General features: G+C 56.6%; 9 protein-coding genes. 4 read left to right on the forward strand and 5 right to left on the reverse strand.

Translation table 11 applies throughout. The features are described from left to right. Positions 1 to 540 (forward strand): autotransporter outer membrane beta-barrel domain-containing protein (locus KHU33_RS23420; protein WP_211467459.1); only part of this gene is annotated, 540 nt, incomplete at its 5' end. A 123-nt stretch (positions 541 to 663) separates the two neighbouring features. On the opposite strand, the gene KHU33_RS23425 is transcribed toward KHU33_RS23420, so the two are convergent. Continuing rightward, entirely contained in the window at positions 664 to 1,725 is a 1,062-nt protein-coding gene (locus KHU33_RS23425) for a PstS family phosphate ABC transporter substrate-binding protein (RefSeq protein WP_211467461.1), read from the reverse strand. Between the two features lie 15 nt (positions 1,726 to 1,740). After that, a complete protein-coding gene (locus KHU33_RS23430; protein ID WP_211467463.1) occupies positions 1,741 to 2,811 on the reverse strand; it encodes a PstS family phosphate ABC transporter substrate-binding protein in 1,071 nt (356 codons plus the stop codon). 196 nt (positions 2,812 to 3,007) lie between these two features. Between KHU33_RS23430 and KHU33_RS23435 the strand changes: the two genes are divergently transcribed. Continuing rightward, positions 3,008 to 5,140: a TonB-dependent siderophore receptor gene (locus KHU33_RS23435; RefSeq protein WP_230414513.1), complete on the forward strand. Its 2,133-nt coding sequence runs from the start codon at positions 3,008 to 3,010 to the stop codon at positions 5,138 to 5,140. Positions 5,141 to 5,152: 12 nt separating this feature from the next. Here the strand turns inward: KHU33_RS23435 and KHU33_RS23440 are convergent, their stop codons facing one another. Continuing rightward, the gene (locus KHU33_RS23440; RefSeq protein ID WP_211467468.1) at positions 5,153 to 7,843 is read right to left on the reverse strand and encodes an FtsK/SpoIIIE family DNA translocase; all 2,691 of its coding nucleotides are present in this window, start codon (positions 7,841 to 7,843) and stop codon (positions 5,153 to 5,155) included. Between the two features lie 820 nt (positions 7,844 to 8,663). Between KHU33_RS23440 and KHU33_RS23445 the strand changes: the two genes are divergently transcribed. Together KHU33_RS23445 and KHU33_RS23450 are read left to right on the forward strand one after the other, a co-directional pair. Beyond that, positions 8,664 to 11,432, forward strand: coding sequence for a TonB-dependent receptor (locus KHU33_RS23445; RefSeq protein WP_230414514.1), 2,769 nt, complete (start codon positions 8,664 to 8,666; stop codon positions 11,430 to 11,432). Between the two features lie 216 nt (positions 11,433 to 11,648). Then, positions 11,649 to 12,575 carry a hypothetical protein gene (locus KHU33_RS23450; RefSeq protein ID WP_211467472.1) on the forward strand — a complete coding sequence of 309 codons (927 nt, stop codon included), beginning with the start codon at positions 11,649 to 11,651 and terminating at the stop codon, positions 12,573 to 12,575. Positions 12,576 to 12,679: 104 nt separating this feature from the next. Here the strand turns inward: KHU33_RS23450 and KHU33_RS23455 are convergent, their stop codons facing one another. Both KHU33_RS23455 and KHU33_RS23460 read right to left on the reverse strand, forming a co-directional pair. Beyond that, complete coding sequence (locus KHU33_RS23455; RefSeq protein ID WP_211467474.1) at positions 12,680 to 12,904, reverse strand: hypothetical protein; 225 nt, start codon at positions 12,902 to 12,904, stop codon at positions 12,680 to 12,682. Positions 12,905 to 13,311: 407 nt separating this feature from the next. Beyond that, on the reverse strand, positions 13,312 to 13,633 hold a 322-nt coding region (locus tag KHU33_RS23460), incomplete at its 5' end, for a helix-turn-helix transcriptional regulator (protein ID WP_211467476.1).

The raw sequence follows: 13,633 nt of genomic DNA on the forward strand, positions 1-13,633 counted from the left end.
CGTACGGCGCTGATCGGCGCTACGGAGCAGAACCTGGGCGCCAGCCATAGCGATAGCCTGTGGTCGGCCTATGCCGAGGGCGGGTATGTGTTGCCGCTGTCCGATGACACTCGGCTGACGCCTTACGCCGGTCTGGCGTATGACCGCCTCAAGCGCGGCGGCTTTACGGAGAGCGGCGGCGTGTTCGGGCTGACGGCGGACAGCCAGGCGTATAAACAGACGGCGGCTTTGCTGGGCTTGCGCGGCGACAGCAGTTTCCAATGGGCCGGCGGGCTGAGCGTGGTGCAGGCGTATGCGGCCTGGCAGCATGCGTTCAGCGACGGCAGGCTGGATTTCGGTGCGGCTTATGTGGGCGCGCCGGCGGCAGGATTTACGGTGCAGGGGATAGGCTTGGCGCGCAGTTCGGGCTGGGCCGGGCTGGGTTTGAGTACGGCGGTGGATAGGCGCTGGGGTTGGTATCTCAACTACGATGCGCAGCTGGGCAGCGGCGGCTTGCGTAACAATGTGCTGGCGCTGGGGTTGCGGTTTGCGCTTGATTGATCCGAGCAGCGGTTGTGAGGGTTGTAACGGTTGTCATCGACGGGTAATCGGGAGGGCTGGCAGGCAGCCACGGCGCTTGCGCGCAAGACGCAGTTGCCGAGCAAGCCAGTCTTGAACAGGTTCTTACTCAAGTTTGGACAGTTCATGCGCAATTTCCGACGGATCTAACGGCACATAACCCTCTGATGTGTTTTTCTGCGTTGCGATAATGGCCTGGCCTTCTTTCGAAAGCGCCATACGCAGATATTCTTTGACAAAGGGATCGAGCGCTTGTCCCGGTGTGCGATTCACATAGAAACGCACATGCACTGAATAGGGATAGCGTCCGGCCAGCACATTCGCATAGGATGGGGTGTAATACGGCCCGCCGTTGCGCTTGGCGAGTGGCAATAAGCGCACATTTTTGCTGATCGCAGCGGCATCGACCCAGCCGGTTATGCCTATGCCGTAGCGATCGGCAGCTACCGCTTTTAATACTTCTTCGTAGGTATTTAACGCTTCGTAACGATAAGTGAACGGCAGGCCTTGCAGATGGCGGGCGGCGAGGGCAGTGGCGAATCCTCCGTCGTCGCGTATGCCGTATATATGAATCAGGCGCTTCGACCATTCGCCGTCCAGTCCGAGCTGCTTCCAATGCGTAATATCTCCTTGTGAATGGCCCGCAGTGAAGATCTGCGCGACCTGTTCAGTGCTGAGGCCGGTTAGCGGATTTTGCGTATTCACGTAAACGGCGGGCGGTGTTTTTTTCCCTTCGCGCGGTCCATAGCCAGAATAGGCGACGTGGATGTCCGTGGGCTGATAGCCGAATACTTCTTTGAATCCGAGCAATTCAGTTTTCCAGCCGTCGCGCGACATCGGTGCGAACGCCGACACGCCGGCGCTGAGCCCGCCGAGTGCGGTGGACGATCCTTCGAGCCGCATCGTAAATTTGAAACCGGGATGGGTTTTAGCGAACAGCGTATTGAAGCGCGTCAAGATATCTTTCATGCCGTCGTTGCCGACAATGTAAATGCTGCCATCCGGTGCGATGTAACTGGCGCCCTTTGGAAATGCCACTGCTTGCGGCTGGTATGGCTGCGGATCGGTGGCTTGCGCGCAGGCTTGACTGGCAAACGATAGTCCAAGCAATAGGGCGCTCAGGCGATGCGCCATGCGGGTGAAAGAGGTAGAGAACAATGGATGCATGGTGATTTGAATGAATTAATCGAGTTTGGCGAGTTCGGCAGCGGCTTCTTGTGCGTTCAAAGGCACATAGCCATCAGTTTGCGATGCGATGATTTGCTGTCCTTCACGGGAGAAAACCAGTCTGAAATATTCCTTGATGAACGGATCGATCGGCTTGTTCGGTTCGCGTCGCACGTAAAAATACAGAAAGCGATCGTAAGGGTAGCGGCGGTTGCGGATGTCTTCCAGGCTGCCTTTCGAATAGACTCCGCCTTCGCGATCTGCGATGGCGATTTGCTGCACATCGGCGGACTCCTTACCGATCGCGGCAAAAGCGATGCCGGCGGGGTCGGCGCTCAGGCGTTTTAGAATCGCGCCGGTGTTGCCGTACTGCTCGTAGTTGACGTTGTAGGCTTGATTGTCGAAATGCTTCTGCCCCATGTACGAGCCAAAGCCAGTGTATTCGGGCGTGCCGTAGGGACGAATCAGGCGGTTTGCCCATTCGCCGCTTAACCCCAGTTGCCCCCAGCGCGTGAGGTTGCCGCCGGGGCTGCCTGCGGTGAATATTCTTTTCACTTGATCAGTGGTCAATTGCGCAAGCGGATTCGCTTTATTGACGTAAATTGCCAGCGCAGTTGCCAGATGTTTGGAGCTGTCGGTGGCGGTATGCGCTATGCGTATTTCCAGCGGCTCACGGCCGACGATTTTTTTATACGGCACCCGTTCGACACGATTGACGCCGCGTCCCATCGGCGCGAACGGTGTCGTGTCGTGGGTCAGCGCGGGCATGCCGGTGGTGGTGCCTTTCAAGCCGTCCAGATTGAACTGGACGCCGCTGTGCGTCTGGCTGAACAGGGCGTTGAAGCGCTCAAGGATAAAGCGCGCATGATCGGCGCCCACAATCCTTATCGCGCCGTCCGGGAGAACATAGCGCGCGTCGCGAGATGGAGCGACCGGACGCGGCTGATAAGCGGGCAATGCCGGATCGATTGGGCTGGTATCGGCATAGGCGCCGCCGCTCCAGCAGGTGGCCGCCAGCAACAGCCAGATTGCTTTGCCAAAAAGTAGACGAGAGCGTAATTGAGAGCGTAATGGAAGTAATTGCATAGGCTTAGCCATAAGAGAGATTTCCAAATAACCCAAAGATCAGGATAGGTCGGTGGGTGAATGCAAGAGAGAAAAGCGCCCGGATATCGCTGGTGCCGAATAAGAGAATCCGATTAATCAATGACAATTTAAATAATAATGATTATCATTACAATATATATTTGATAAATTAGTGATGATCAAAAGGGTAGTCAAGATGAAAAGATTCAAGGTAATGAGCGGCGCAGCGATGTTGTCCATGGCGTTTGCACCGGCCTGTGCCCAGACCTCGACAGAAGAGGAAAATGCGAACCGCAAGAAGGCAGAAGCGCATCTGCCGGAGATCATTGTCAAGGAGCGCGCGCAGGAGCGCGGTTATCAGCCCAAGCGTGCATCGACCGCTACCCGCAGCGACGCTGCCTTGATCGAGATACCGCAAGCGGTTGCGGTGGTGCCCGCGGAGGTATTGCAAGATCAGCAGGTCCGCAATATCGATGAGGCTTTATACAACGTCAGCGGCGTCACCCAGGCAAATACCCTGGGCGGCACGCAGGATGCATTGATCAAGCGCGGCTTCGGCTTCAATCGGGATGGGTCTATCTTGCGCGACGGCGTGCGTACCGTACTGGCGCGCAATCTGACCTACACCACCGAACGCGTGGAAGTCTTGAAAGGCCCAGCCTCAATCATGTATGGCACGATGGATCCGGGCGGAGTGATCAATATGGTGACTAAAAAGCCGCAGCTGACCTGGCAGCGCCAGGTCGCGCTGACCGGGACGAATCTCGGCGCTGGGGCATCGGTCGATTTGACTGGGCCAATCGGCGAATCGGGACTGGCTTTTCGATTGATTGCGGACTATAGCAAAACCGATTACTGGCGTAATTTCGGCATTAACAAGCAGAACGTCGTCGCGCCTTCGATTGCCTGGTACGGACGAGATACCACGGTGCGCGTCTCGTATGAACATACCGATTACGAGCAGCCGTTCGATCGTGGCACCGTGATCGACAGCCGTACCGGAAAGCCGGTGGCGGTCCCTGGGGATCGTCGTTTCGATGAAATTTACAACCGCACAATCGGCAATTCGGATTTTTTCGTGGTGCAAGCGCAGCACCGTGTCGACCAGCAATGGAAAACCAATTTCACTTATAGCTACAACCGCAATCGCTATAGCGATTACCAAGCGCGCCCGATATCGCTGAACGCGGTCACCGGCGTGCTGACCAGGCGTCCCGACGGTACGCGCGGCGCGGTCAGTCAACAGCATGTCTGGCAGTTCGATGCTATCGGCAATCTGGCGCTGGGCAGTACCAGACACGAGCTTCAATTCGGCTTTGATGCGGAAGACAGTAATATTTTCCGTCGCGATCTGATTCGCGGCATCAACGATCGCAGCTTCAATATCTATAACCCGGTGTATGGGCTGCTGCCGTATTCAACCAGCGTCAGCGCGGCGGATAGCGATCAGACCGACAAGCTGGTTTCGTATTCGGTGTTCACACAGGATACGGTGCGTTTGAACGAACACTGGATCGTGCAGGCCGGAATGCGCTATCAAACTTACAGCGAAATGGCCGGGAAGGGGCGGCCGTTTAGCGTCAATACCGATGTGTCCGGGACAAAGCTGATCCCGCGGGTTGGCGTGGTGTATCAAATCGATCCGACTATCGCGCTGTATAGCAGTTACAGCCAGTCGTTCAAGCCGAATACGTCGATCGGTTCGACCATCGATGCCTTGCCGCCGGAACAGGGAAAATCGTGGGAAGTCGGTGCCAAGTTCGATATGCCAAAGGGCGTCACCGCCACAGTAGCGCTGTACAACATCGATAAGCAAAACGTCCAGGTGCAGGATCCGACCGTCAACGGCATCACCCCGGTCAGAGCCGCCGGCAAGGTGCGCTCGCGCGGGCTGGAAGCCGATGTGGCGGGCAATCTGACCAAACAGCTCAAGCTCATCGCCAGTTATGCCTATACCGATGCGCAAGTCATGAAAGATACGCGATATCAGGATAATCGGCTCGCCAACGTCGCCCGGCAAAGTGGGTCTTTATTCCTGACTTATGACTTTGACCGGACGCAGGCAGGCAATCGTTGGCGCGCCGGAGCCGGTGTACGGCACGTGGGCCGGCGTGCAGGCGACAGCGCCAATACCTTCACGCTTGATGCATATGATGTGGTGGACACTTTTGCATCCTATGACACCAAGCTGGGCAGTTACCCGCTCCGTTTGCAATTCAACATCAAGAATCTTTTCGATAAGACTTACGCCTCTTCGGCCGGCAGCAATGTCTACGTGACGCTGGGTGACGCGCGTCAGTTCGTCATGCGTGGCGTGCTCGATTTTTGATGGCAAGCACCGTCATTCCGCTTGCACCGGTGTCAGCACTTCGCGGCTGCCATTGGTCGCCACCGAAGACACAATCCCGGCAGTTTCCATCTGCTCCACCAGCCTGGCTGCGCGGTTGTAGCCGACGCGGAATTGCCGTTGTACCGATGAAATCGAGGCGCGCCGGGTGCGCACGACGAAAGCCACGGCTTCGTCATAGAGCGGATCGGCTTCGACATCCTGGCTATCGCCGAGCAGATCGGTGCTGGCGCCTTCAGCAGGCACGCCGGCCAGAATCGCTTCTTCGTATTCAGGTTCGCCGAATTGTTTCAGATGCTCGACTACCCGATGCACTTCCGCATCCGAAACAAAGGCGCCGTGTACCCGTTGCGGATAGCCTGATCCTGGCGGCAGGAACAGCATGTCGCCGTGGCCCAACAAGGCTTCGGCGCCCATCTGGTCGAGGATGGTTCTGGAATCGATTTTGGACGACACCTGGAACGCGACCCGGGTCGGGATATTGGCTTTGATCAAGCCGGTGATGACATCTACCGAAGGGCGTTGCGTAGCCAGAATCAGATGAATGCCGGCAGCCCGGGCTTTTTGCGCCAAGCGTGCGATCAGCTCTTCGATCTTCTTGCCTGTCACCATCATCAGATCCGCCAGCTCATCGATGATGACGACGATCAGCGGCAGCGTCGACAGCGGTTCAGGCGCATCGGGAGTGAGCGAGAATGGATTGCTGACTTTCTTGCCACGCATTTCGCCATCGCGGATTTTCTGGTTGAAGCCAGCCAGATTACGCACCCCGAGTGCAGACATCAGGCGATAACGCTTGTCCATCTCGGCCACGCACCAGGTCAGCGCATTCGAGGCCAGTTTCATGTCGGTGACCACCGGTGCCAGCAGATGCGGAATACCTTCATATACCGACAGTTCCAGCATCTTCGGATCGATCATGATCAGGCGCACTTCTTGCGGCGTGGCTTTATACAAGAGCGACAGAATCATGGCATTGATCGCCACCGATTTACCGGAGCCGGTGGTGCCGGCCACCAGCATATGCGGGGCGCGGGCCAGATCGGCTACGACAGGGGTGCCGGTAATGTCTTTCCCCAAAGCCAGCGTCAGGTGCGACGCGGAATCCTGATAGGCCGGCGATTCCAGTATTTCCGACAAGCGGATCATTTGCCGTTTCGGATTGGGCAACTCTAGCCCCATGCAGGTTTTGCCTGGGATGGTTTCGACTACCCGGATCGAAGTCAGGCCGAGTGCGCGCGACAAATCTTTCATCAAGCCGACAATCTGGCTGCCGCGCACGCCTAGCGCAGGTTCCACCTCGAAGCGGGTAATCACCGGTCCGGCGTCGGCGCCCAGCACTGTTACCGGCACTTTGAATTCTTTCAGACGCTGTTCGATCAGCAAGCCGGTTTCGGCCAGGCGTTCAACTGGAATCTCGATCAGTTCGTTGACAGCGGGATCCAGCAAGTCGAGCCCGGGCAAATCAATCCGCAGTTCGTGCAGCGGATGAAATGAGAAATCGGCTTCGTTGCTGTTTGCTGGCATTGCCGGTGCTTCGCTTGATGCAAGCGGGGCTGGCGCAGCTTGCACAATGGCGGCATCTGCTTTATCTGCAACAAGATAGGTGGAAGCAATATCAGCTGATAAGGCTGGTGCAGGGCGCAGCTGCAAATTTGCCGGCGCGGGATCAGGTCTGGCCGCTTCCTGACGGATGATCTCAATTGGGGTAATTGGAGCGACCGCCGTAAGCACCGGCGTTGCCGCCACAGGTGGCGCCGTCAATGTGCTCGACGCACCGATCAGTGCGTTCGCAGGCATGTCGTGCCGTGCTTCTGCCACATTTGTATGTGCGGCGACCGGTTTGCCTGGCGCGCTTGTTTGAGCCGCGCCGGTCGCAGATATCGCTGCCGCAGAAGCGGGGCGCGTGCTGATTGTCGTGGTCTGCGGCGCCGTCCGGTTGCGTTCAGTCTGACGCATATGCATCGCGTCTTTGCGCGCCATGCTTGCGGTGCGCGCCTGCTGCGCCATATTTGCGCGTGCGCGCATCGCCGGCGTCGGGATGATCTGTTCAACCGTGGCCCATTCGGCCATGCTTCTGGCGGTGGTTTTGATTTCCACCCGCCTGGACGGAGGCTTTGGTTGTTTGCCGAAGATTTCGGCTAGATCGGAGCTTGAAGGCAATTGCCAGGATTTTCTGCTGCGCGGAGGAATTGCAATGCTTTCGCGTGAGCGTGTCTGCCGGGGCGCGGAATGGGCCGTTGTCGCGACAGGTGCAATACGCGGCTCGCGCGGCTCGCGTTGCGCCTCGGCACGCGGCGTTTTTGCTGGGAAGATACGTTGCAGCAAGGGGCTGATGGTGGCTTTCGATTTCAACCATTCACTGCCAAATAACCACGATAGCGCCAGCACGGCGATTGCGATCAGCAGCAGCACGCCGCCGACAGCGCCCAGCAGGTTCATGAAACCGTGAGCCAGAGCGTAGCCCAGCAGATCGCCGGCGGGCGGTGTCGATTCCCGCGTACGCAGCACTGCCTCTAACGCACTGCTGCTGCAAAGTAACAGGAACGTCCCTAACCACAGGCGGATGGAGCCTGGACCACGCAGTGGATTTATCCCGGAGCGGCGTGCTTTGAGCACACGTAAAACCGCAGGGGCAAGCCAGAGTAAAGACCATCCAAACCAACTGAAAACTGCTATATGCATACTCGAATTCAACGAAAAATCGACGCCCGGAAATCTAAAGGTTTGCGCAAATCATGCTGCGGCTGGGACGAGCCTGGCCCGTTGCCTGGAGCAAGCGCGGCCTGGCTGGGTTTGTGGGACGTCCTTAAATCAAAGTAGGTGATATTAACCGAAAAACATCAGGCGCTCCCAGCGGGTTTGGCCGTCTGTCCTGGCATTTGTGTGAACAATTGTGCGGTGAAAATGAGGGCTGCCAAGACCGGAATTACGTAACTTCCGAGCAAGTGGTCTGCGGTCACCTTTTTTCTGCATCGTGCACCGCGACCATCTGAAATGCTGCAAAGCACAACAAGTGCTTATAAATCGCAGCATCACGCAATTATTTCGTCCACTTCCCGAGATGCATTTGCTTATTTGATTTGTCTTTTTACGGTAGTGAGGTGGTTTTTTTGACAAAATGTTGTCGTAAATTTGTAACGTAATATATCTATTTGTAATTGAATGGAAAAATTTGTAACAAAAGATATTATCTTTAGTATAGATTAACAACGCAGCATCTTGGTGCATGGCAATAAATTGCGTTGAAGATACTGTGTTGCCGTCGTCTGCAATACGTACAAGCGATGCAAAAGACGGCAACTCCTGGGAGTCCAGATGATGAAAAAGCCTTCTGGTGGATTCTTCGGTTTGTCTGTCTGTATGAAATCCCGGCAGAGATGTCAAAACGCAAATTACGTCGTCCACAAGGCGATTTAATCGGTCTGGTTTGATTACACAAATAATTAAATTCTCAACTCTAAATTATCGATAGGGAGTGTTGCTTATGATCAGGGAACGGAAGTTGTCACAGTCGTTGCGCCAGGCGTTTTTTACCGGCGGCGTAGCGGTAGGGATAGGATTGATGGCCCAGTCTGTGCAGGCGCAGGAGACAAACGACGACAAACCGATGGGACGGATTGAAATCACCGGTTCCAACATTAAACGTACCCAACAGGAAGGACCGGCGTCGACCCAGATTCTGACGCGCAAGGACATCCAGCAATCGGGCAAGACTTCAGTCGCCGATGTAGTGCGCAGCCTGGCTGCCGACAACAACGGTTCCATCAGCGGCTCATTCACCAACGGCTTTGCCGGCAGCGCCTCGGGCGTTTCGCTGCGTGGACTTTCCGTCAACTCGACCCTGGTACTGATCAACGGCCGCCGCACCGCGCCTTACGGTCTGGGCGATGACGGCCAGCGCAGCTTTGTCGATCTGAACACGATCCCGCTGGGCGCGGTGGACCGCATCGAGGTGCTGAAGGACGGCGCTTCTGCGATCTACGGTTCGGATGCTATCGCCGGCGTGGTCAACATCATTTTGCGTGAAACCTATCAGGGCAAGACTATCTCTGGAACGCTAGGCACATCCGGCCATGGCGACGGCACCTTGCGGACCGCATCGGGAACCTTTGGTTTCGGCGATCTGGAAACCGACAAGTACAATTATTTCTTCAGCATCGACGCCAAGCAGAGCAATGCGATCTGGTCAAAAGATCGTCCGGAATATCTCGGACAGGCGGATGCCCGTCCATGGGGCGGTCGCGATCAACGGGCGGGCGCTACTACCAGCAGCAACACTGGGGGGAGTAGCTTTGTGGGCACGGTGCGTCCGGTCAATGCCAGCGGTGGTACGATTGCTGGCCGCGGCATACAGAATCTGCCAGGATGCGCCAATATAGACCGTGGGACTTCAATCAATTCCGGCGGCGGTTGCCTGTGGGACCCGATCGCTTACCAGTCTGTCCAGCCTGAAACCCAGAATATCAATCTGTATGGCCGCGGCACCCTGAAGATCAACAATGATATGCAAGCCTACACGGAACTCGGCTTGTTCAATTCTCAAGCCAAGACCATCACTACGCCGTCCGCTCTGACCAGCACCGGCTTTGACCTGCTCAACAACCGTGTAGTTAACACGAGTACCGGTCCAGACCAGTTGCTGCTGCCTATCGGTCACCCGGACAATCCGTTTCCCAACAACCGCGCCCGCCCACGCTGGGTCGATCCGAATCGTCCGCGTACTTCCGATCTGGACACCACCGTCACGCGCCTGCTGGTTGGCGTGAAGGGCACGTCCTTCGGTTGGGATTACGACAGCGGCATCTTGTACGCGCAGAGCAAAACCGATCGTACCCAGAACGGTTATTACCGCACTAGTGCATTGCGGACGGCGATGAACGACGGTTCCTTCCGCATCGGCGAGGCTGGCGCGCTGAACAGTGCGCAGACGCTGGGTCTCGTGTCGCCGGAATTGAAAAATTCGGCGACCACCAAGCTCGCTTTGTGGGACTTTAAAGGCACCCGTGAATTCGGTCAGTTACCGGGCGGCCCTATCGGCATCGCGGTAGGCGGCGAATTCCGTCACGAATCGACTGACAGCCAGGCGACGCCATTCACCGACGTCAGCGACATCGTCGGCCTGGGTTATGCGGCGGCTAAAGCTTCGCGCAATATCAGTTCCTTGTACACGGAATTGGCATTGCCAGTGATTAAGCAACTGGAATTCCAGCTCGCCTTGCGCACCGACCAGTATTCTGATTACGGTAACTCCACCACGCCGAAGGTCGGTTTCAAGTTCACGCCGATTCAGCAGCTGGCTTTCCGTGGTACGTATGCAGAAGGTTTCCGCGCTCCTGGGCCGGCGGAAAGCGGCGCCAGCGCGGTTTCGGGTTTCACTACCTTTACGCGTGATCCGGTTCGCTGTCCTGCCACCGGCCTTTCCGCAGATTGCACGGATGGCAAGAGCGTCGGCGCCGTGACTGTCGGTAACAAAAACCTGAAGCCGGAAAAATCGCAGAGCTACAGCCTGGGCTTCATTCTGGAACCGATCAAGAACACCAGCATTTCGGTGGACTACTGGCGTATTGTTCGCAAGAATGAGATCGTCGGTTCTGATCCGGGCGCGGTCATTGCCAATCCATCCGGCTTCCCGGATGCAACTATAGTACGGGGTGAGCCGACTTCGGATTTCCCCGGACTGGCCGGTCCGATCCAGCTGGTCAAAGCACCTTATATCAACGCCGGGCAAACCCGCACCAGCGGCGTCGATATCGATTTGCGCAGCCGCTTCGATCTGAATTCCTACGGCCGCCTGACCGCCGGTTTGACGCTTTCGCAAATGTTCGAATTCAAGCGCACCACCAATGGCGTGACACAGAATTTCGTCGGCACGCATGGCGATACAAACCTGTCGGGCAATGGCGGCACGCCGCGCACTCGGGCCTCGGCATCGCTGGCCTGGGATCGCGGCCCGTTCAATCTCACCACTTCGGTTAACTATGTCAGTGCGATTGAAAACAAGAACGAAACCGGCGGCGCTTGCCTGAATCTGGATCCGGTCACCGGCAACGCTTTGATGAACTGCCGCGTAGCCTCGTTCACCACAGTCGACCTGTTCGGCCGCTGGGATGTGAGCAAGCAATGGCAAGTGACTGCTGCGATCGCCAACTTGTTTGACCGCCTGGCGCCGCTGGATGTGCAAACCTACGGCCGTATCAATTACAACCCGTCCCTGCATCAATCCGGTGCAGTCGGCCGCTTCTTCACCTTGGGTGCTCGCTACACCTTCTAAGTGCGGTAGCTATCTGACCGGAGCAAAAAAACGCCAAGGAGGTTCGCTTCTCTGGCGTTTTTTTTCGGCGGCTGATTGGCAGACTCTTGCCTTTAACCATTCCTGAAGAACTGGATTTCCGGAATCTTCCTGCTTATCTTTGCGTGGGCCGGCTGCTATAGTTTTTGTAGAGCAGACGCTGGCGTGACTTCAGTTCAATTCGAAAGACAAACAATAATGAATGTATGGACGAGCTTCGCAGCTGACCCGGAGCAGAAGGCGCGTTGCCTGAGCCGCTTGCGTGAAGCGCAGCTGGGCCCTGACAATCAGCCTTCCGCTTGCGCCGCAGGGGGTAAACATCGTTTTAGCGAGGAACTCGGCGTGCCCGAGACGCTTGCCGTGGTGATTGACGTGCTGTGCTGGCTGCGTCAGTCGGAGGGAAAAGCCAGCGCGCGCGAGCAGGCAATTGCGCTGATCGAGGCGATCCCGGTGGGAGCGGATCTGGGAACTGTTCCGGATAACTACGGGTATTGGCTGCTGCATGATCCGCAATGGGGTATTGCGCGATATTGCCCGATGGGGCCGCTGCAGGCATTGTCGGCAAGGATCAAAGAATTGCATGACAAGGAACTCGCCGGCCTGACTGTCGAAGCGAGCGAGTGGCAGGCCTTGAAGCATGAGGCTGGCGCCGGTACCGATGCCGGCGAAGTTGATAGCCAGTATCTGGAGAATTTGCTTGTCTCTATCGCCACTCCCTTGAGCGGGATCGATACCGAGCAAATGGGAAAATTGTGCGGCGGCGCGGCGTATCTTGCGGGAGAGCAGTCCAAGGCTGAATACTGGACTGACAGTGAGCAGCGTCAATTGGATGATCTGTATGACGCCTTTCGCCTCGGCGTGGAACAAACGCTGGGGCCTCGTCCATCCGCACAGCAGACTGCTGAGTCGAGCGCCTGGATCAAGCAGGAGCAAGCGCTGGACGCTGCGTGGGAGAAGCGGATGCGGCGCCAACAGCGGCGGCTATGGCGACGCTGGGACGCATGGGGTGCAAAACAGGCATCGCTGTATGCCGCATTCAATGGCGCCGCTATCGACTTCCTGTTGTCACAGATCAAACTGGCGCCGCGTCGGAATGTGGTTGGCCCAAGTCGGGAGTTGCATTAATCGGCATGTCATTTTCCAGAGCTGTAGCATTCTTCGCATCAATCATATAAATTTTCTGACAGGCTCGTCAGCGGCCGCCAGAGGCGGTCCGCTGGAACGAAGCGTTAATCGTCTTCACCATCACCTTCAATTCCAACTTCACTTTCAGCTGCCTCTACCCCCTCTGGCGCCCCCAGCTCTGCTTCCTTGGCATCTGCTTCGGGAGCAATTTCGTCCATTTCCGGAGCAATTTCGTCTACTTCTGGAGTGCTTTCGTCTACGTCGGGAGCGTTTGCTTCTTCTTCGCCAGCATTTACTTCTGCTTCGTTCACTTCTTGTTCAGTAGGCATGATTTTCTCCATGGTTGTCGGCTGCTAAAGAATGAATAGGTAGCGACGCATCCGAAATCGCACCTCTCAGAAATCATTTTGACGCCCCCCGAATTCCAATGCCTTCGGCGTCGTGTTGGGCATATCTGACGAATCCATAGTGAGTGCTCATGCATGGCTTCTCTGCATGAGGATTTTGCAATCGGATTTGCTATGAATCGCGAGACACCAAATTAACATGGTGAGATGCCGCTTAACATGGGGGATGTCACCCTAAATGCAGTGGGTAGCTTTGGCCGCAGCATCGGCACGGATCAAACGTGTTCGCTGTGCCAGTAGAAACCATCGGTCGTCGGCAGGTGCTGCGGTACTAACGCTTATCGGTACATTATTCACGCGGCTTACCTAACGGGCAGACGGGCTTTCCTTTACGCTTCAAAAGCTTGGCTCTGCGCCAGCCACTGGCGAGGGGACATCCCCGTGCGTTGTGTAAAGACACGGGACAAGGCTGATGCGTTGGCATAACCTAGCTCTGGGGCGATCAGTTTCACCGCACGTCCATGGCGCAACTGCTTTTTGGCCAGTGTCATGCGCCAATCGGTCAGATAGTCCGCCGGGGCAACGCCCACCACTTTTTTGAACCGACTGGCGAACGCACTGCGCGACATGGCGGCATGCTCGGCCAGCCCTTGCAGCGACCAAGGCCGCTGCGGGTTCTCATGCATCGCGGTCAGCGCGCGGGCCAGTTTG

This window comes from Collimonas silvisoli (genome assembly GCF_018305005.1).
GTDB lineage: Bacteria > Pseudomonadota > Gammaproteobacteria > Burkholderiales > Burkholderiaceae_D > Collimonas > Collimonas silvisoli.

What these genes read in the sequence shown, in the direction of transcription:
- KHU33_RS23425 (WP_211467461.1), bottom strand. Translation starts at nt 1,725, where the DNA reads ATGCATCCATTGTTCTCTACCTCTTTCACCCGCATGGCGCATCGCCTG.
- KHU33_RS23455 (WP_211467474.1), bottom strand. Translation starts at nt 12,904, where the DNA reads ATGCCTACTGAACAAGAAGTGAACGAAGCAGAAGTAAATGCTGGCGAA.
- KHU33_RS23450 (WP_211467472.1), top strand. Translation starts at nt 11,649, where the DNA reads ATGAATGTATGGACGAGCTTCGCAGCTGACCCGGAGCAGAAGGCGCGT.
- KHU33_RS23440 (WP_211467468.1), bottom strand. Translation starts at nt 7,843, where the DNA reads ATGCATATAGCAGTTTTCAGTTGGTTTGGATGGTCTTTACTCTGGCTT.
- KHU33_RS23430 (WP_211467463.1), bottom strand. Translation starts at nt 2,811, where the DNA reads ATGCAATTACTTCCATTACGCTCTCAATTACGCTCTCGTCTACTTTTT.
- KHU33_RS23435 (WP_230414513.1), top strand. Translation starts at nt 3,008, where the DNA reads ATGAAAAGATTCAAGGTAATGAGCGGCGCAGCGATGTTGTCCATGGCG.